We start from the raw sequence: 21,574 nt of genomic DNA, 5'->3' as shown, positions 1-21,574 counted from the left end.
CGCTTTGGGTGGTCATTCGCTGTTGGCGGTGCGGTTGGTCAGTCGGGTGCGGGTTGTTGTCGGTGTGGAGGTGTCGCTGCGGGCGTTGTTCGATGCGCCGACGCCGGCGCGGTTGGCTGGTCGGCTGCCTGGTGCGGGGCAGGCGCGTCAGGCGTTGGCGCCGTGGGTGCGGCCGGAGCGGTTGCCGTTGTCGTATGCGCAGCAGCGGTTGTGGTTCATCGGTCAGTTGGAGGGGCCGTCGGCGACGTACAACCTGCCGACCGTGCTGGGGTTGCCCGGCGATGTTGACGCTGTGGTGTTGCAGGCGGCGTTGCTGGATGTGATCGGCCGGCATGAGGTGCTGCGGACCGTGTTCCCGACGGCTGGTGGTGCGCCGTTCCAGCGGATCGTTGCGGTCGGTGACCTGGACTGGCAGTTGCACACGAGTGCCGTGCCGACTGTGGACCTGCCCGGCGCGGTGGAGGCAACGGTCGGGTACACGTTCGACCTGGCGGTGGAGGTGCCGATCCGGGCGTGGTTGTTCGAGGGTGGCTCCGGTGAGCGGGTGCTGGTGGTCGTGGTGCATCACATCGCCGGTGACGGCTGGTCGATGCGTCCTCTCGCCACGGACCTGGCGGTCGCGTACGCGGCCAGGGCTGAGGGCCGGGCACCACTGTGGGCGCCGCTGCCGGTGCAGTACGCGGACTATGCCTTGTGGCAGCGGGACCTGCTGGGCGACGAGACCGACCCGGACAGCCTGATCTCCCGCCAGGTCGCCTACTGGCGTCAGGCCCTGCACGGCGCACCGGAAGAGCTGACCCTTCCCACCGACCACCGCCGCCCGGCCGTCACCGGCCACCACGGCCACACAGTGCCTGTGACGGTGCCGGCACACCTGCACGCCCGGCTGCTGGAGGTGGCGAAGGCCCAGGGCGTGACGGTGTTCATGCTGCTGCAGGCCACCGTCGGGGTACTGCTGTCGAAGCTCGGCGCCGGCACCGACATCCCCATCGGCACACCGGTGGCGGGCCGCGGCGACGAGGCCCTGGACGACCTGGTCGGCTTCCTCGTCAACACCCTCGTCATGCGCACCGACCTGTCCGGTGACCCGACGTTCGCCGACCTCCTGGGTCGGGTTCGCGAGACGACACTGGCCGGTCTCGAGCACCAAGACGTGCCGTTCGAACGCCTCGTCGAGGAACTGGCGCCGGCGCGTTCCATGGCCCGGCACCCCCTGTTCCAGATCATGCTGACCCTGCAGAACAACGCAGAGACGGCCCTTGACCTGGCGGGTGTCAGGGTCGGCGCGCCGGGCCTGGCGGCTGTGGCCCCGACGGCGAAGTTCGACCTGGACTTCACGGTGTCGGAGACCTTCGACGCCGATGGCGCCGCGCTCGGGTTGGCCGGCGTCGTCACCGGCGCCGCGGATCTGTTCGACGCCGGCACCGTCGCGGTCATCGCCGGGCGTTGGGTGCGTGTCCTGGAGGCTGTCCTGGCGGATCCGGAGTCCCCGGTCTCCACTGTGGACGTCCTCGACGCCGTCGAGCGGGAGCGGCTGCTGCACGGCTGGAACGACACCGCGGTGGAGGTCGCGGACGGGACGGTGCCGGAACTGTTCGCCGCGCGCGTGACGGCGGATCCCGACGCTGTGGCGGTCGTGTTCGAGGGCGTGCCGGTCACCTACGGTGAGCTGGACGCGCGAGCGAACCGGCTGGCCCGGTACTTGACGGAGCGAGGGGTCGGCCCCGAGTCGGTGGTTGGTCTGTGCCTGCCGCGCGGTGTCGACGTGGTCGTGGCGTTGCTGGCGGTGTGGAAGGCGGGCGGCGCCTATGTGCCGATTGATCCGGAGTACCCCGCCGATCGGGTGAGCTTCATGGTGGCGGACGCGGCACCCGTGTGCGTGCTGTCGGTGGCGTCCGTGGCCTGGGTGCTGGTCGGGGCCGGCGCCGACGTGGTGCTGCTGGAGGACCTGGCACTGGCGGAGGCCGGCGAGGAACCGCCGGCCCGACCCCTGCCGGGGCAGTTGGCGTATGTGATCTACACGTCGGGTTCGACCGGAACCCCGAAAGGTGTGGGTGTGTCCCACGGGGCGCTGGCGAACGCGGCGCACGTGTTCGCCCCGATCTTCGGGGCCGGTCCCGGGCTGGGCGTGCTGCAGTTCGCGTCGTTCAGCTTCGACGCGTCGGTGTTGGACGTTGCGGTGGCGCTGACCGCCGGTGCCCGCCTCGTGGTGGCGTCGTCGGCGCAGCGCGCCGACGCGGCCCTGCTGCGGGAGCTGGTGGCCGCGACCGGCGTGGATATCACCAGCGTGGTGCCGAGCCTCCTGGAGGTCCTCACACCGCAGGACCTGAGCTCCGTGCGCCGTGTCGTGGTGGGTTCGGAGGCCATCTCGGCCCGGCAGGCGGGGGTGTGGTCCGCGGATCGGGTGTTGGTGAACACGTACGGCCCGACCGAGGCCGCGGTCATGGTCGCCGCCGGCGTGGTCGACCTGGATCGGTTCCCCGCCGGTGGTGCGGTGCCGTTCGGACGGCCGACCGGCAACAGCCGGATGTACGTGCTGGATGACCGGCTCGCGCCGGTTCCGGCGTGGGTGGCCGGCGAGTTGTATCTGTCCGGGGTCCAGCTGGCCCGCGGCTACCTGGGCCGGTTCGCGCTGACCGCCGAACGGTTCGTCGCCGACCCGTTCGGTGACGGCGGCCGCCTGTACCGGACCGGCGACGTGGTGCGCTGGACCGCCGACGGCGATGTGGTCTTCGCCGGCCGTGCGGACGAGCAGGTGAAGATCCGCGGGTTCCGGATCGAGCCCGGCGAGATCACGGCCGTGCTCACCGGGCATCCACACGTCGCGCAGGCCGCCGTGATCGCCCGGGAGGACACCGCCGGGGACAAGCGCCTCGTCGCCTACGTGATCCCGGCGCCCGATGCCACTGACGGTCTGCCGTACCAGCTTCGTGAGCTCGCGGGCGCACAGCTGCCGGAGTACATGGTGCCTGCGGCGGTCGTCCTGCTGGAGCGGCTGCCACTGACACCGAACGGGAAGCTCGACCGTGTCGCGCTTCCCGCGCCGGACTTCGCGTCCGGGGCGAAGTCGGGCCGGGGCCCCGCCAACGCTCGTGAGGAAGTGCTGTGCCAGGGCTTCGCCGAGGTGCTGGGGCTCGAGTCGGTCGGCGTCGAGGACGACTTCTTCACGCTGGGCGGGCACTCGCTGCTGGCAGTGACGCTCGTCGAGTGGCTCCGGGTCCGGGGTGTGTTCGTGTCGGTTCGCGCGCTGTTCCTGTCGCCGACGCCGGCCGGGCTGGCGACCGAGGCCGGTGCGGCGGCGGTCGACGTGCCGCCGAACCTGATCCCTGACGGCGCACAGACCGTCACGCCGTCGATGCTGCCGCTGGTCGAGCTGACCGAGACCGAGGTCCGCGCCGTCGTCGGCACGGTCGAGGGCGGCGCCGCCAACGTCGCGGACATCTACCCCCTCGCGCCGCTGCAGGAAGGCATGCTGTTCCACCACCTGCTGGCCGACGGCGGTGAGGACGCTTACGTCACGTCGTTCGTGCTCGAGTTCGCCGACCGGGGCCGCCTCGACGGGTTCGTCGGGGCACTGCAACGTGTCGTCGACCGGCACGACGTGTTCCGGACCTCGGTCGTGTGGTCCGGGCTGCGTGAGCCGGTGCAGGTGGTGTGGCGGAAGGCGACGCTGCCCGTCGCCGAGATGAGCCTCGACGTCGTCGGTGCCGACGCGGCCGCCGAGTTCGTGACGCGAGTCGGGTCGTCCATGGATCTGGGCCGGGCCCCACTGGTGGACGTTTCCATGGCGGAGCTCCCCGACGGTCGGTGGCTCGGCGTGATCCGGCTGCACCATCTGGTGCAGGACCACACCGCGCTCGAGGTGGTCCTGGGCGAGATCGAGGCCACCGTGTCGGGTCGTGCCGACACGCTGCCGGAGCCGTTGCCGTTCCGCAACTTCGTGGTCCAGGCCCGCGCCGGCCTGACCACGCTGGACCATGAGGGGTACTTCCGCTCGCTGCTGGCCGGTGTGGACGAGCCGACCACGGCGTTCGGTGTGACGGATGTGCACGGCGACGGTTCGGCTGTCATGACCGTCCGGGCCGAGATGGACGCTGGCCTGGGTGTGCGGCTGCGTGAGATGTCCCGGCGGCTCGGGGCCAGCCCGGCGACGGTGATGCATGTGGTGTGGGCACGCGTCCTCGCCGCGGTGTCCGCCCGCGACGACGTCGTGTTCGGGACGGTGCTGTTCGGCCGGATGAACGCCGGTGTCGGCGCGGACCGGGTGCCGGGTCTGTTCATCAACACGCTGCCCGTGCGGGTCCGTACCGGCGGTGCCGACGTGCTGGCAGCCGTCACCACGATGCGCGGACAGCTTGCCGGGCTGCTGGAGCACGAACACGCGCCGCTGGCCGCCGCTCAACGGGCGAGCGAGGTGCCCGGCAACTCGCCGCTGTTCACCACGCTGTTCAACTACCGGCACAGCACCACCGACACGTACGGCGCCGACGAACGCGTGAGCGACGGCGTACGACCCGTGTACGTCCGGGACCGCAACAACTATCCCCTGACGGTTTCGGTGAACGACGACGGCGTCGGGTTCGGGCTGGTCGTCGACGCGGTCGTCCCCATCGACCCGGACGCACTGACCCGGATGGTGTTCACCGCGGCGGACGGTGTGGTGTCGGCCCTGGAGCGGAGTCTGGACGGTGGGGCGCCGACGCCGCTGCCGGCGGTTCCGGTGCTGGACGCGGCGGAGCTGGACCGGTTGGTGTCCGGCTGGAACGACACGGCGGCCGACGTCGCTGGCGTGTCGGTGCCGGAGTTGTTCGCGGCGCAGGTGGCGCGGACACCGGGCGCGCCGGCGGTGGTGTGTGACGGCGCGTCGGTGTCGTATGCCGAGTTGGACGCGCAGTCGAGCCGGTTGGCCAGGTATCTGGTGGGTCAGGGTGTCGGTGCGGAGTCGGTGGTGGGTTTGTGCCTGCCGCGGGGTCTGGACATGGCCGTGTCGTTGTTGGCGGTGTGGAAGGTGGGTGCGGCGTATCTGCCGGTGGATGTGCAGTCTCCGCCGGAGCGGGTCGGTTTCATGCTGTCGGACGCTCGGGCGGTGGTGGTGCTCGGGTTCGAGGATGTGCTGGACGAGCTGCCGGTGGGTCGGGTCCGGTCGGTGGCGTTGGATGATCCGCGGGTCGCCGCTTCGATCGGGCGGCAGTCCGCTGAGCCGTTGGGTGTGCGGGTGTTGCCGTTGCAGGCGGCGTACGTGATGTACACGTCTGGGTCGACCGGGATGCCGAAGGGTGTCGCGGTGACGCATGTCGGGTTGGCGAACTATGTGGTGTGGGCGGTGGGTGCGTACGGGCCGTCGGGTCGGGGTGCGGTGTTGCACTCGTCGTTGGCGTTCGACTTGACGGTGACGAGTGTCGTGGTGCCGCTGGCGTCGGGGTCGCGGGTGGTGGTCAGCGTCGACGGCGGTGCCGATGGTCTGGCCGGTGTGGTGAACGGCTCGGACGGTTTTGATGTGTTGAAGGTGGTGCCGGCGCATCTGCCGTTGCTGGCGGAGTACCTCACGGACGACGCGGCAAGAGACGCCGCGAGTGTGCTCGTGGTGGGCGGTGAGGCGCTGCCGGGTGGTGCGGTGCGGCGGTGGCTGGACCGGGCCCCTGGTTCGGTGGTGGTGAACGAGTACGGTCCGACGGAGACGGTGGTCGGGTGTTGCGTGTATCGGGTGGTGGCCGGGCAGGTCGTCGATGATCTGGTGCCGATCGGGCGGCCGGTCGCGAACACTCGTTTGTACGTGTTGGATGAGCGGCTGTCGCCGGTGCCGGTCGGGGTGCCGGGTGAGTTGTACATCGCCGGGGTGCAGGTCGCGCGGGGCTATGTGGGCCGGGCGGGTCTGACCGGTGAGCGGTTCGTGGCCGACCCGTTCGACCCGACCGGCGGCCGGTTGTACCGGACCGGGGACGTGGTGCGCCGCGACCCCGGCGGAGACCTGGTGTACCTGGGCCGGGCGGATGAGCAGGTGAAGATCCGCGGGTACCGCATCGAACCGGGCGAGGTCGAGGCCGTCCTGGCGGCTCATCCGCGGGTCGGCCAGGCCGCGGTGGTCGCGCGCGAGGACGTTCCCGGCGACCGCCGCCTGGTCGCCTACGTCGTAGGGGACGGCCGGCCGGACCAGCTGCGCGCGTTCGCCGCCGAGCGCCTCCCCGAGTACCTGGTCCCCGCGGCTGTCGTGGTCCTGGACGCGCTGCCGCTGACCGCCAACGGCAAGCTGGACCGCAAGGCCCTCCCCGCGCCGGAACTCGGCGCGGGGCGGACGGCCGGGCGCGCGCCCGCCAACACCCGCGAGGAACTGTTCTGCCAGGCGTTCGCCGAGGTGCTCGGCCTCGACCGGGTCGGCGTCGACGACGACTTCTTCGCGCTCGGCGGTCACTCGCTGGTGGCCGTGCGCCTGGCCGAGTGGCTGCGGGTGCGCGGCATGTCCGTGTCGGTGCGGGCACTGTTCGACGCCCCGACGCCCGCCGAGCTCGCCACCGTGGCGGGCTCCACGGCGGCGGCCGTCCCGCCCAACCTGATCCCCGCGGACGCGCTCGACATCACGCCGGCCATGCTGCCCCTCGTCGAGCTGTCCGAGGCCGACATCCGGACCGTGGCGGCCAAGGTGCCCGGGGGTGCGGCCAACATCGCCGACATCTACCCCCTCGCCCCGCTCCAGGAAGGGATGCTGTTCCACCACCTGCTCGCGGACGGCGGCGACGACGTCTACGCCGCACCGTTGGTGATCGAGTTCGACCACCGGGACCGGTTCGACGGCTTCGTCGCCGCGCTGCAACGAGTGATCGACCGGCACGACATCTTCCGGACGGGCGTGATGTGGGCCGGACTGCCGGAGCCGGTGCAGGTGGTGTGGCGTTCGGCGACGCTGCCGGTGACCGAGGTCGAGCTGCCGGCCGGCACCGAGGACCCGATGGCCGACCTGCTGTCGGTGGTCGGGCTGTCGATGGACCTCAACCGGGCGCCTTTGATGGACCTGCACGTCGCGGCGCTGCCCGACGGACGCTGCCTCGGACTGCTGCGGATGCACCACCTCGTCCAGGACCACACCGCCATGGGCGTGGTGATCTCCGAGATCCGCGCCGTCCTCCACGGCCGCGCCGACGAGCTCACGACGCCGCTGCCGTTCCGCAACTTCGTGGCGCAGGCCCGCGCCCGCCTGCGCGACGGCGACCACGAGGAGTTCTTCCGCGACCTCCTGGACGGCGTCGACGAGCCGACGGCGGCGTTCGGCATCCGTGACGTACGCGGCGACGGCACCGACGTGGTGCGGGCCCTGCTCGAGGTCGACGCCGGCCTGGGTCTGCGGCTGCGCGACGTCGCCCGCCGGCTGGGTGCCAGCACGGCGACGGTGATGCACGTGGCGTGGTCGCGGGTCCTGGCCGCGGTGTCGGGTCGCGACGATGTCGTGTTCGGCACCCTGCTGTTCGGCCGCATGAACGGCGGTGAAGGCGCCGACCGGGTGCCGGGCCTGTTCATCAACACCCTCCCAGTGCGCACACGGACCGGGTCCGACGATGTCGTCGCCGCGATCACCGCGATGCGCCGCCAGCTGGCCGGGCTGCTGGAGCACGAGCACGCGCCGCTGGTCCTGGCCCAGCGTGCCAGTGCGGTGCCGGCGGACCAGCCGCTGTTCACGACCCTGTTCAACTACCGGCACGAGGACACCACCGGACCGGACGGCGAAGAGGCACCCGAGGAGCTGGAAGGCATCCGGACCCTCTACTCACGCCAGCGGACCAACTATCCGCTGTACGTGTCGGTGGACGACGACGGATCACGGTTCGGCCTGGTGGTCGACGCGGTTCAGCCGATCGACCCGGCAGCCGTGGCCGACATGCTGCACACCGCGACCGGTCACCTCGTGTCGGCGTTGGAGCAGGCACTCGACGGCGGCACACCGGCGCGACTGTCGGTGATGGGTGTGCTGGACGAGGCCGCGCTGAGCCGGACCCTCGTCGGATGGAACGACACCGCGGCCGAGGCGCCGGCGGGCTCGGTGCCGGAGATGTTCGCGGCGCAGGTGTCACGCACGCCGGGCGCGGTGGCGCTGGTCGCCGACGGCGCCGAGCTGTCGTACGACGAACTCGATGCGAAGGCGAACCGCCTGGCCCGGTACCTGGCGGGCCAGGGTGTCGGTGTGGAGTCGGTGGTGGGTCTGTGCCTGCCGCGTGGCGCGGACATGATCGTCGCGCTGCTGGCGGTGTGGAAGGCCGGGGCGGCGTACCTGCCGCTCGACCCGGCCGCGCCGGTGGAGCGGATCGCGTTCATGCTGTCCGATGCCCGGGCCGTGGTGTTGATCGGCACCGAGGACGTGCTGGACGAGCTGCCGGCCGGCCGGGTGCGCACGGTGGCGGTGGACGACCCGCGGGTGGCCGCGGCGGTGGCCCGGCAGTCGGCGGAGGCGCCGGCTGCGACGGTGCAGCCGGGGCAGCTGGCGTACGTGATGTACACGTCGGGGTCGACCGGCACGCCGAAGGGCGTCGGCGTGACCCACGGCGGTCTGGCGAACTACGTGGCGTCGGTGCCGGACCGCGTCGGGCTGGCCGGCCCCGGCCGGTCCGCGGTGCTGCAAGGACAGGTGACCGACCTGGGCAACACCGTCGTGTTCGGGGCGCTGGCCTCGGGCGGCACGTTGATCGTGGTGCCGGAAGAACTGGTGACCGACCCGGTCGGCCTGGGCGAGTTCTTCACCGAGCGGCAGGTCGACGGCGTGAAGGTGGTGCCGTCGCATCTGTCGGCGTTGGGCGCCGGCCCGGCGGGTGTGGCGGGAGTGCTGCCGGCGCGGACGGTGGTGCTGGGTGGTGAGGCCGCCCCGGTCGGTTGGGTACGCGACCTCGTCGCGGCGGCCGGTGAGCGGGCGGTGTACAACCACTACGGCCCGACCGAAACGACGATCGGTGTCCTGACGGCGCGGCTGGACGGGTCGGGCGTCGTCCCGGTCGGTCGCCCGGTGGCCAACACGCGGGTGTACGTGCTGGACGCGCGGTTGTCGCCGGTTCCCGTGGGGGTGGCCGGTGAGTTGTACGTCGCCGGGGCCCAGCTGGCCCGCGGGTACGTGGGCCGGGCGGGACTGACCGCGGGACGGTTCGTGGCTGACCCGTTCGACGGCGGTGGCCGGTTGTATCGAACCGGTGACCTGGTCCGGTGGACGGCCGACGGGCAGCTGGTGTTCGCGGGCCGGGTCGACGACCAGGTGAAGATCCGCGGCTTCCGGATCGAGCCTGGCGAGATCCAGACCGCGCTGATGGCCCACCCGCAGGTGCTGCAGGCGGCGGTGATCGCCCGGGACGACGCGGCCGGCGGCAAACACCTGGTCGCCTATGTCGTGCCGGTCGAGGCCGACGAGACAACGCCCGCGGCGGTACGCCAGCACCTGGCGGCCCGGCTGCCGGACTACATGGTCCCCACCGCCGTCGTGATGCTCGACGCGCTCCCGTTGACCGCCAACGGCAAGCTGAACCGCGTCGCTCTGCCCGACTCGGACTTCACCGCGGCCGCCGGGGCCGGGCGCGCCCCCGCCAACGCCCGCGAGGAGATCCTCTGCCAGGCCTTCGCGGAGGTCCTCGGACTGGAGTCGGCCGGCGTCGACGACGACTTCTTCGAACTGGGCGGCCACTCGCTCCTCGCCGTCCGCCTCGTCGAGTGGCTCCGCGTCCGCGGCGTCTCGGTGTCGGTGTCCGTGCTGTTCGAGGCACCGACACCGGCCGGGCTGGCCGTCGCGGCGGCGTCGGTGACCGTCGAGGTCCCGCCGAACCTGATCCCCGACGGCGCCCAGGTCATCACCCCTGACCTGCTGCCCCTGGTCGACCTCACCGCGGCCGAGCTCGACACCGTGATCGGCACGGTGCGCGGCGGGGCGGCGAACGTCGCCGACATCTACCCCCTCGCCCCGCTCCAGGAAGGCATCCTCTTCCACCACCTGCTCGCCGAGGGCGGCGGCGAGGACGTCTACGTCACGCCGTTCGTCGTCGAGTTCGACGACCGCGGGCGGCTCGACGCCTTCGTGTCGGCGTTCCGCCAGGTCGTCGAACGGCACGACGTGTTCCGGACATCGGTGGTGTGGGCGGGACTGCGGGAGCCGGTACAGGTGGTGTGGCGCACGGCGCCGCTGTCCGTCGTCGAGGTCGCGCTGACCGGCGACGGCACCGACGTCGTGACCGACCTGCTGTCCGTGGTGGGCCTGTCGATGGACCTGCGCCGCGCGCCGCTGCTCGACCTGCACGTCGCCCCGTTGCCCGACGGCCGGTGGGTGGCGCTGTTGCGCCGGCACCACCTCGTCCAGGACCACACGGCGCTGGAGGTGATGCTGACCGAGATCGAGGCGGTGCTGTCGGGTCGCGCCGGCACGCTGCCGGAGCCGCTGCCGTTCCGCAACTTCGTTGCCCAGGCCCGGGCCGGGTACACCAGCGGCGAGCACGAGGAGTTCTTCCGCAACCTGCTGTCCGATGTGGACGAGCCGACGGCGGCGTTCGGGATCAGCGATGTGCGACGTGACGGCACCGGTGTCGTCACCACACACACGGTCGTCGACGCGGAGCTCGGTGTGCGGTTGCGGGACGTCGGCCGGCGGCTCGGGGTGAGCCCGGCGACGGTCGTCCACGTGGCGTGGTCGCGGGTCCTCGCGGTGGTGTCGGGCCGGGACGATGTCGTGTTCGGCACGGTGCTGTTCGGCCGCATGAACGCCGGTGCGGGCGCGGACCGGGTGCCAGGCCTGTTCATGAACACGCTTCCGGTCCGGATCCGGACCGGCGAACTGGACGTGCCGGCGGCCGTCAAGGCGACCCGCAACCAGCTGGCCGGGCTGCTGGAGCACGAGCACGCACCCCTCGCGGTGGCCCAGCGGGCGAGTGCCGTGCCGCCGGACGAGCCGTTGTTCACGACGTTGTTCAACTACCGGCACAACACCGCACCGGCCGGAGACCCCGGCGGCAGCAACGGCTTCGACGGCATGCGGGTGCTGTTCTCACGTGACATCACGAACTATCCGTTGATGGTGTCGGTCGACGACAACGGCGACAGCTTCGGGCTGGAGGTCGACGCGGTCGCCCCGATCGACCCGGACGCGGTCGCGGGCATGGTGCACGCGGCGCTCGCCCACGTCGTCGCGGTGCTCGACGGCGACGAGCAGGTGCCGCTGTCGGCGGTGTCGGTTCTGGACGAGACCGAGCTGAGTCGCGTGCTGTCGGGGTGGAACGACACGGGCGTCGCGGCCCCGGCCGACACGCTGCCGGGCCTCTTCGCGGCCCGGGTGGCGCAGACGCCGGACGCCCCGGCGGTCGTGTTCGAGGGCGTGCCGATGTCGTACCGGGAACTCGACGCACGCGCGAACCGCCTGGCCCGGCTGCTGATCGGCCGCGGCGTGCACACGGAATCGGTCGTGGCGGTGGCGATGCGGCGGTCGGCGGACCTCGTGGCCGGGCTGCTGGCGGTGCTGAAGGCCGGGGCGGCGTACCTGCCGGTGGACCCTGACCTGCCGGCGGAGCGGGTGTCGTTCATGGTCGGTGGCGCCGGCGCGGTGTGCGTGCTGACCGATGCCGCGTCGTCCGGGGAACTGCCGGCCGGGCTCGGCGTGCCGGTGGTGACGGTCGACGAACCGGGGTTGCCGGCGCGGTCCGACGGCGACATCGGTGTGCCGGTGCAGCCCGCCCAGGCGGCCTACGTCATCTACACGTCGGGTTCGACCGGGCTGCCGAAGGGTGTGGTGATGTCGCATGCGGGCGTGGTGAACACCATCCGGTGGCTGCTGGACGAGTACGGCCTGACCGCCGCGGACCGCGTGCTGCACAAGACGCCGATCGGCTTCGACGTGTCGGTGTGGGAGCTCTTCCTGCCGCTCGCGTCCGGCGGGTGTGTGGTGGTGGCGCGGCCGGGCGGGCACCGGGAACCCGAATACCTGGCCCGGTTGATTCGCGACCAGCGGGTGACGAGCGCGGAGTTCGTGCCGTCGTTGCTGGAGGCGTTCGTGGCGGAGCCGGCCGCGGCGGAGTGCGTGTCGCTGCGGCAGGTGCTCAGCGGCGGCGAGGAACTGTCGGCCACGCTGCGCGACCGGTTCTTCGAGGTTCTGCCGGCGGCCCGGCTGCACAACACGTACGGCCCGACCGAGGCGGCCATCACCGTGACGTCGGCGGAGTGCGCCCCGGCCGCCGACAGTGTGGTGCCGATCGGCCGGCCGATGGCGAACGTGCGGGCGTACGTGGTGGACGCGCGGCTGTGCCCGGTGCCGCCCGGGGTCGCCGGTGAGCTGTACCTGGCCGGGGTGCAGCTCGCGCGCGGGTACGTCGGCCGGGCCGAGCTGACCGCGGAGCGGTTCGTGGCGGACCCCTTCGACGCGGAGGGCGGCGGCCGGCTGTACCGGACCGGGGACGTGGTGCGGTGGTCCGCCGACGGCGAACTGGTGTACCTGGGCCGGACCGACGACCAGGTGAAGATCCGCGGATTCCGGATCGAGCCGGGCGAGATCGAATCGGTGCTCGCCGCCCACCCGGAGGTGGCGCTCGCGCGAGTCATCGCACGGGAGGACACCGCCGGCGACAAACGGCTCGTCGCGTACGTCGTCCCCGCGGACGGCGCCGGCGCCGGGCTGCCCGCGGCACTGCGCGCATACGCCGCCGACCACCTGCCGGAGCACATGGTCCCCGCCGCGGTGGCGGTGCTGGACGTGCTGCCGCTGCTCGTCAACGGCAAGCTGGACCGCAAGGCACTGCCCGCGCCGGACTTCGCGGCGACCGCCACGACCGGCCGTGCCCCCGCCGACGCGCGCGAGGAGCTGCTGTGTCTCGCGTTCGCCGAGGTGTTGAACACCGCCTCGGTCGGCGTCGACGACGACTTCTTCGCCCTGGGCGGGCACTCGCTCCTGGCGGTCCGCCTCGTGAGCCGGATCCGCGCCGTCTTCGCGGTCGAACTGTCGCTGCGGACCCTGTTCGAGGCGCCGACGCCCGCCGCGCTGGCCCGCCGGTTGCCGGGGGCCGGGGCGGCCCGGACGCCACTGGTCGCGTCGGCGCGCCCACCGCGGTTGCCGCTGTCGCATACCCAACAGCGGCTGTGGTTCATCGGGCAGCTCGAAGGCCCGAGCGCCACATACAACGACCCCATGACGCTGCGGCTGTCCGGCGACGTCGACGCGGCGGCGCTCGAGGCGGCCTGGCTCGACGTGATCGGCCGGCACGAGATCCTGCGTACAGTGCTGCCGGTCGCCGCCGACGGACAGCCGTTCCAGCACGTCATCGCCGTCGAAGACCTCGACTGGCGGCTGCGGGTCCTCGAGGTGACCCCGTCCGCACTGTCCGCCGAGGTCGCGGTCGCCGCCGGGTACGCCTTCGACCTCGCGGTCGAGGCGCCGATCCGGGTGTCGCTGATCGGGACCGGCACGGACGAACGGGTGCTCGTGGTGGTCGTGCACCACATCGCCAGCGACGGCTGGTCGATGGCGCCGCTGGCCGTGGACATCTCGACGGCGTACGCGGCGCGGCTCGCCGGCCGGGCCCCCGTGTGGGAACCGCTGCCGGTGCAGTACGCCGACTACACGCTGTGGCAGCGGGATCTGCTCGGTGACGAGAACGACCCGGACAGCCTCGTGTCGCGGCAGGTGAGCTACTGGCGTCGGGCACTGGCCGGTGCACCGGAAGAACTGGCGCTGCCGGCCGATCGGCCACGCCCCACGGTCCCCAGTCACCGCGCTCACCAGCTGGCGACCGAGGTGCCGGCGGACCTGCACCTCCGGCTGACGAGGGTCGCGCGTGGGCAGGGCGTGACGATGTTCATGCTGCTGCAGGCCGCGCTGGCCGTCCTGATGTCGAAACTGGGCGCCGGCTACGACATCCCGATCGGCTCAGGGGTGGCCGGCCGCAACGACGAGGCGCTGGACGACCTGATCGGGTCGTTCGTCAACACCGTGGTCACCCGCACCGATCTGTCCGGCGACCCGACCTTCACCGAGCTGCTGGCCCGGGTCCGGGAGACCGTCCTGGCCGGCTACGAGCACCAGGACGTGCCGTTCGAGCGCCTCGTCGAGGAGCTCGCCCCCAGCCGTTCCCTGGCCCGGCACCCGCTGTTCCAGGCCCTGCTGACCATGCAGAACACGGCCGACGCGGTCCTCGACCTGCCCGGCCTGGCCGCGGACGAGATCGCCTCCGGCCATGCGGCGGCGAAGTTCGACATCGCGGTGATCGCTCGTGAGATCTTCGGACCGGACGGGGCTCCGGCCGGCATCCGCGGCGGTGTGACCGGGTCGGCCGACCTCTTCGACGCCGAGACCGTCGCGACCATCGGCCGGCGGTGGGTGCGAGTGCTGGAGGCGGTCGCGGCCGACCCAGCGCTGCCGCTGTCGGCGATCGGTGTGATGGACGACGGCGAGCTCGACCGGCTGCTGGTCGAGTGGAACGACACCACGGCCGATGTGCCGGCGCGGTCAGTGCCGGAGATGTTCGCGGCGCAGGCGGCACGCACGCCGGACGCGGTGGCGCTGGTCGCCGACGGCGTCGAGGTGTCCTACGCGGAGCTCGACGCGAAGGCGAACCGGCTGGCTCGGTACCTGCACGGGCTCGGCGTGGGCACCGAGTCGGTGGTGGGGTTGTACCTGCCGCGCGGTGAGGACATGATCGCCGGGCTGCTGGCGGTGTGGAAGGCGGGCGCGGCCTACCTGCCGCTGGACCCGGCCGCGCCCGCCGAGCGCATCGGGTTCATGCTGGCCGACGCGCGCGCGGTGGCGCTGGTGAGCACCGAGGAACTGCTCGACGAGCTGCCGCCCGGCCGGGTGCGGTCGATCGCGCTGGACGACCCGCGGGTGACCGCGTCGGTGTCGTCGCTGCCGGGTGCGGCCCCGGACGGTGCCGTACTGCCGGACCAGCTGGCGTACGTGATCTACACGTCGGGGTCGACCGGGACGCCGAAGGGCGTCGGCGTGACCCACGGCGGCCTGGCGAACTATGTGGCGTCGGTGCCGGCCCGGATCGGGCTGGCCGGGCCGGGCCGGTTCGCCGTGCTGCAGGGCCAGGCGACCGACCTCGGCAACACCGTCGTGTTCGGTGCGCTGGCGTCAGGGGCGACCCTGGTGGTGGCGCCGCCCGGGTCGGTGACGGATCCGATCGCACTCGGTGAGTTCTTCGCGGCCGAACGCGTGGACGCGGTGAAGGTGGTGCCGTCGCATCTGGCGGCGCTGGGTGCCGGCCCGGCCGGCCTGTCGGGTGTGATGCCGGCCAGGAGCCTGGTGCTCGGCGGCGAAGCCGCACCGGCCGGCCTGGTACGGGACCTGCTCTCGGCCGCCGACGGCCGGGTGGTGTTCAACCACTACGGCCCGACCGAGACCACGATCGGTGTGCTGACGGCGCCGCTGGACGGGTCCGAGGTCGTGCCGATCGGTCGTCCGGTGGTCAACACCCGCGCGTACGTGCTCGACGAACGACTGTCGCCGGTGCCGATCGGGGTGGCCGGTGAGCTGTATGTCGCGGGTGGGCAGGTGGCCCGAGGGTACGTCGGCCGGTCGGCGCTGACCGCGTCCCGGTTCGTGGCCGACCCGTTCGACCCGGCCGGTGGTCGGTTGTACCGGACCGGGGACCTCGTGCGGTGGACCGCCAGTGGCGACGTGGTGTACCTGGGCCGCGTCGACGACCAGGTGAAGATCCGCGGGTTCCGGATCGAACCCGGCGAGATCGAGACGGTGCTGCTGGCCCATCCGCGGGTGGTGCAGGCCGCGGTGATCGCCCGGGACGACCCGGCCGGCGACAAACACCTCGTCGCCTACGTCGTCGCCACCGACGGGGACGAGACACCGCCGGATGCGCTGCGCCGGTACGCCGGCACCCGGTTGCCGGACCACATGGTCCCCGCGGCCGTCGTCGCTCTCGACGCCCTGCCGCTGACCGCGAACGGCAAGCTCGACCGCAGGGCCCTGCCCGCGCCCGAGTACGCGACCACGGCCGGCAGCGGGCGGGCCCCGGCCAACGTCCGCGAAGAGCTCCTCTGCCAGGCGTTCGCCGAAGTGCTCGGACTGGACACCGTCGGCGTCGACGACGACTTCTTCGACCTCGGCGGCCACTCGCTGCTCGCGGTCAAACTGATCAGCCGCATCCGCACCCTGCTGCAGACCGAAATCGACATTCGCACCCTGTTCGAGGCCCCGACCGTCGCCGGTCTGGCCGAGCACGCAGACAACCGGAAGTCGACCAGGCCGGCGCTGCGGCCGATGCACGTCTCAGAGGAGTCCTGATGATCCCGTTGTCGTATGCGCAGCAGCGTCTGTGGTTCATCGGGCAACTCGAGGGCCCGAGCGCCACGTACAACATCCCCGCCGCCCTGCGGTTGTCGAGCCGGATCGACGTCGACGCGCTGAACGTGGCACTGCGGGACGTCCTGGGCCGACACGCCGTCCTGCGCACGACGTTCCCGACGGTCGACGGACGGCCGTACCAGAACATCATCCCGCTCAAGGAACTGCAGTGGTCGCTCACCGTCGTCGAGGTCCCGCCCGGCGACCTGCAGGCGGCCGTCGACGACGCCGCTGACTGCGTGTTCGACCTGGCTGTCGACGTGCCGATCCGCGCCTCGCTGTTCTCCGCCGGACCGGAGGACCACGTCCTCATGGTCGTGATGCACCACATCGCCAGTGACGGATGGTCGAAGGCGGCCCTGGCGAGAGACATCACCACCGCGTACGCCGCGCGCAGCGAGGGCCGGGCGCCGGACTGGAAACCACTGCCGGTGCAGTACGCCGACTACACCCTGTGGCAGCGGGAACTGCTCGGCGACGAAACCGACCCGGAAAGCCTGATCGCACGGCAGCTGTCGTACTGGCGGCAGGCCCTCGCCGGTGCGCCGGAGGAGCTCGCGCTGCCGACCGACCGGTCACGGCCGGCCATCGCCGACCATCGGGGCCACCAGCGGCCGGTCGAGCTGCCCGCCGCGGCGCACGCCCGCCTGATCCAGGTCGCCCGGGCGCACGGCGTGACCACGTTCATGCTGCTGCAGGCCGCGCTGGCGGTACTGATGTCCAAACTCGGCGCGGGCGACGACATCCCGATCGGGTCGGCGGTCGCCGGCCGCACCGACGACGCGTTGCACGACCTCGTTGGGTTCTTCGTCAACACCCTCGTCATCCGGTCGGACCTGTCGGGCGACCCGACCTTCGCCGAGGTCCTGTCCCAGGTTCGCACGACCAGCCTCGCGGCCCTGGCCCATCAGGACGTTCCGTTCGAACGCCTCGTGGAAGAACTGTCCCCGACCCGTTCGCGGGCCCGGCATCCGCTGTTCCAGGTCACGCTGACCGTGCAGAACAACGCCGGCGCCGTGCTGGACCTGCCCGGCCTGCGCAGCGAGATGGCGATCTCTTCGGACCGCACGGCGGCGAAGTTCGACATCGAGGTCAGCCTCACGGAAACGTTCCACGCCGATGGCGCCCCGGCCGGGCTGCGGGGCCTGGTCATCGGCGCGGCCGCGCTGTTCGACGCGACGACTGTCGACGTGATGGCCGCTCGGTTGGTGCGCGTGATCGAGGCGCTGGTCGCGGATCCGGGCCGGCGGCTGTCGTCGGTCAGCGTCATGGACGCGACCGAGCTGGAGCAGGTGGTGGTCGGTTGGAACGACACCGGGTCGGTGGTGGCGGACGCCACCGTGCCGGAGTTGTTCGCGGCGCAGGTGGCGCGGACTCCGGATGCGCCGGCGGTGGTGCACGGTGGCGTGACCGTGTCGTATCGGGAGCTCGACGCTCGGGCGAATCGTCTTGCCCGGCTTTTGGTGGCTCGTGGGGTGGGTCCGGAGTCGGTGGTGGGTGTGCGGCTGCGGCGTGGGGTGGATCTGGTTGTGGCGTTGTTGGCGGTGTGGAAGGCGGGTGGTGCGTTTCTGCCGATCGATCCGGGGTTGCCGGTTGAGCGGGTGGCGTTGATGGTGGCGGACGCGGCCGCGGTGTGTGTGGTCGACGACGTGGCGGCGGAGTCGATGTCTGATGCCCCGTTCGGTGTTCGTGTTGGTGTGGATTGTGCGGCGTATGTGATGTTCACGTCGGGGTCGACGGGGACCCCGAAGGGTGTGGTGGTCACCCATCGGAATGTGGTGTCGCTGTTCGCCGCGACGCAGGGTCTGTTCGCGTTCGGCGCCGAGGATGTGTGGTCGTGGTTTCATTCGTTCGCGTTTGACTTTTCGGTGTGGGAGTTGTGGGGGGCGTTGCTGCACGGCGGTCGGGTGGTTGTGGTGCCGTTTGAGGTGTCGCGGTCTCCGGAGGAGTTCTGGGATCTTCTGGAGCGGGAGCGGGTGACGGTGTTGTCGCAGACGCCGTCGGCGTTCTATCAGCTGATGGCTGCGGGTGTGGACCGGTCGGGTGGTTCGCTGCGCACGGTGGTGTTCGGTGGTGAGGCGTTGGATCTGGGTCGGTTGGGTCCGTGGTGGGAGGGTCGGCCGGACGGGCCGCGGTTGGTGAACATGTACGGCATCACCGAGACGACGGTCCATGTCACGCATCGTTCCCTGGTCGTGGGTGAGTCGGGGGACAGCGTGATCGGTCGTGGCCTGGCTGGGTTGCGGACGTACGTGCTGGACAGCCGGTTGCGGCCGGTGCCGCCGGGTGTGGTGGGTGAGTTGTATGTCGCGGGTGGTCAGGTGGCTCGGGGTTACCTGAACCGGCGTGGGCTGACGGCGGGTCGTTTCGTGGCTGACCCGTTCGACGATGGTGGCCGGTTGTATCGCACTGGTGATGTGGTGCGTTGGACCGCTGACGGTGACTTGGTGTTTGTCGGCCGGGCGGATGAGCAGGTGAAGATCCGCGGGTTCCGCATCGAGCTGGGGGAGATCGAGGCTGTCATCGCGGAGCATCCGGACGTCGCCCAGGCGACCGTGATCGCCCGAGAAGACGTCCCCGGCGACAAGCGCCTCGTGGCCTATGTGGTCGGTGCCGCCGACGGTGCGACGCTGAAGACCCACGCCGCCGAACGGTTGCCCGACTACATGGTTCCTGCGGCGTTCGTGGCTCTCGACGTGTTGCCGTTGACGGTGAACGGGAAGCTGGATCGCAGGGCGTTGCCTGCTCCGGGCTTCGGGTCGGTGGTGGGTGTCGGTCGGGGGCCGGGTAACGCGCGTGAGGAGGTGTTGTGTGAGGCGTTCGCCGAGGTGTTGAACGTTGAGCGTGTCGGGGTCGATGACAACTTCTTCGGGTTGGGTGGTCATTCGCTGTTGGCGGTGCGGCTTGTCGAGTGGCTGCGGGTGCGTGGTGTGTCGGTGTCGGTGCGTGGTTTGTTCGATGCGCCGACGCCGGCGGGTTTGGCCGCGTTGGCGGAGGCTGCGATTGTTGCGGTGGCGCCGAACCTGATCCCGGCTGACGCGCGGGTGATCACGCCGGGGATGCTGCCGCTGGTCGAGCTGACCGAGGCGGAGATCGAGGCCGTGGTCGGCACGGTCGATGGTGGTGCGGCCAATGTCGCGGACATCTATCCCTTGGCGCCGTTGCAGGAAGGCCTGTTGTATCACCACCTCCTCGCCGACGGCGGCGACGACGTGTACGTCACGTCGTTCGTGCTGGAGTTCGACGACCGGGACCGGCTCGACCGGTTCGCCGGCGCGCTGCAACAGGTCATCGACCGGCACGACGTGTTCCGGTCGTCGGTGGTGTGGTCGGGGCTGCGCGAGCCCGTCCAGGTGGTGTGGCGCTCGGCAACGCTGCCGGTGATCGAAGTGCGCTTGCCCGACGCCGTCGCCGACCAACCGGCGAGCTTGCTGTCGATGGTCGGGTTGTCGATGAAACTGGACCGGGCACCGCTGCTGGACCTGCACGTCGCCCCACTCGCCGACGGACGGTGGCGGGGGCTGTTGCGGGTCCATCACCTGGTGCAGGACCACACCGCGCTGGACGTGGTGAGGACCGAGATCGAGGCGGTCCTGACCGGCCGGGCCGACCAACTGCCCGAACCGTTGCCGTTCCGCGACTTCGTGGCTCAGGCCCGGGCCGGACGCACCACCGACCAGCACGCGGCGTTCTTCGCGGAGCTGCTGTCGGACGTGGACGAGCCGACCGTCGCGTTCGGGGTCAGCGACGTGCGCGGCGACGGGTCGGGGCTGGTGCGGACCGGTGTCGACCTCGACGCCGGCCTGGGCGGACGGCTGCGTGAGGTTTCCCGCCGGTTGGGGTCGAGCCCGGCGACGGTGATGCACGTGGCGTGGTCGCGGGTCCTCTCCGTCGTGGCTGGACGGGACGACGTCGTGTTCGGCACCGTGGTGTTCGGCCGGATGAACGCGGGCGCGGGCGCGGACAGGGTGCCCGGTCTGTTCATGAACACCCTGCCCGTCCGGGTGCCGACCGGCGACCTCGACGTGGTCGACGCCGTCACCGCGATGCGCGGCCAGCTGGCCCGGCTGCTGGAGCACGAGCACGCGCCCCTCGCGCTGGCCCAGCGCGTCAGCGCCGTCCCGGCCGACACGCCGTTGTTCGCCACGCTGTTCAACTACCGGCACAACGCTGCCGTCGAAGCCGAGTCGCCCGAAGGGGTCCAGGGTGTCCGGACCGTGTACTCCCGGGAGGGCACCAACTACCCACTGACGGTGTCCATCGACGACGACGGGACCGGATTCGGCCTGACCGTCGACGCGGTCGGCCCGATCGACCCGCGGGCGGTGGCGGGAATGCTCCACGTGGTGGTCGCCGGCCTCGTACCCGCGCTGGAAGCCGGTCTCGACGGCGGATCGCGGACGCTGTTGTCGGAGATCGGTGTTCTCAACCCCGGCGAGCTCGACCGCGTCCTGCACGAGTGGAACGACACGGCGGCCGACGTCCCGGTGGCGACGTTGCCGGCTCTGTTCGCCGAGCAGGTGGCGCGCACGCCGGATGCGCCGGCGTTGGTGTTCGAGGGTGAGTCGTTGTCGTATGCGGAGCTGGAGGGTCGGGCGAGCGGTCTGGCGCGGCTGCTGGTCGAGCGTGGTGTGGTCGTGGATTCGGTGGTGGGGGTTTCGCTGCCGCGTGGTTTCGACTTGGTGGTGGCGTTGTTGGCGGTGCTCAAGGCTGGTGGTGCGTATCTGCCGATCGACCCGGATCTGCCGGCGGAGCGGATCGCGTTCATGGTCGCGGACGCGGGTGCGGTCTGTGTGCTGTCGGAGGGTCCGTTCACCGAGACGGCGACGGCTCCGGATGTTGTGGTGGTGCCGGGTCAGGCGGCGTACGTCATCTACACGTCGGGTTCGACCGGTCTGCCGAAGGGCGTCGCGGTCACCCACGAAGGCATCGTGAACCGCCTCGTGTGGATGCAGGCGCAGTTCGGTCTGCGCCCAGGTGACCGGGTGTTGCAGAAGACGCCGTTCGGGTTCGACGTGTCGGTGTGGGAGCTGTTCTGGCCGTTGATCCAGGGCGCCACGATGGTGATCGCCCGGCCGGGCGGTCACCGCGACCCCGGCTACGTGGCCGAGCTGATCCGTGATGAGCGGGTCGACACCGTCCACTTTGTACCGTCGATGTTGGAGGCGTTCCTGGCGACGCCCCAGGCCGCGGAGTGTGGCGGGCTGCGGCGGGTGGTGTGCTCCGGCGAGGCCCTGAGTCCAGCCGCACGCGACCGGTTCTACGAGAACCTTCCGG

At 71.5% G+C, this 21,574-nt stretch carries 2 protein-coding genes; both read left to right on the top strand.

Annotation, left to right across the window (positions count from 1 at the left end; translation table 11 throughout):
* The first annotated feature begins 4 nt into the window (after positions 1–4).
* Entirely contained in the window at positions 5–16,237 is a 16,233-nt protein-coding gene (locus tag ABD332_RS59065; RefSeq protein ID WP_344515806.1) for an amino acid adenylation domain-containing protein, read from the top strand.
* Positions 16,237–21,574 (top strand): amino acid adenylation domain-containing protein (locus tag ABD332_RS59060; protein ID WP_344515803.1); only part of this gene is annotated, 5,338 nt, incomplete at its 3' end. The genes ABD332_RS59065 and ABD332_RS59060, both read left to right, overlap by 1 nt.

This window comes from Dactylosporangium maewongense (assembly GCF_039531485.1).
GTDB lineage: Bacteria > Actinomycetota > Actinomycetes > Mycobacteriales > Micromonosporaceae > Dactylosporangium > Dactylosporangium maewongense.
This window is presented reverse-complemented; position numbering and strand designations above follow the sequence as displayed.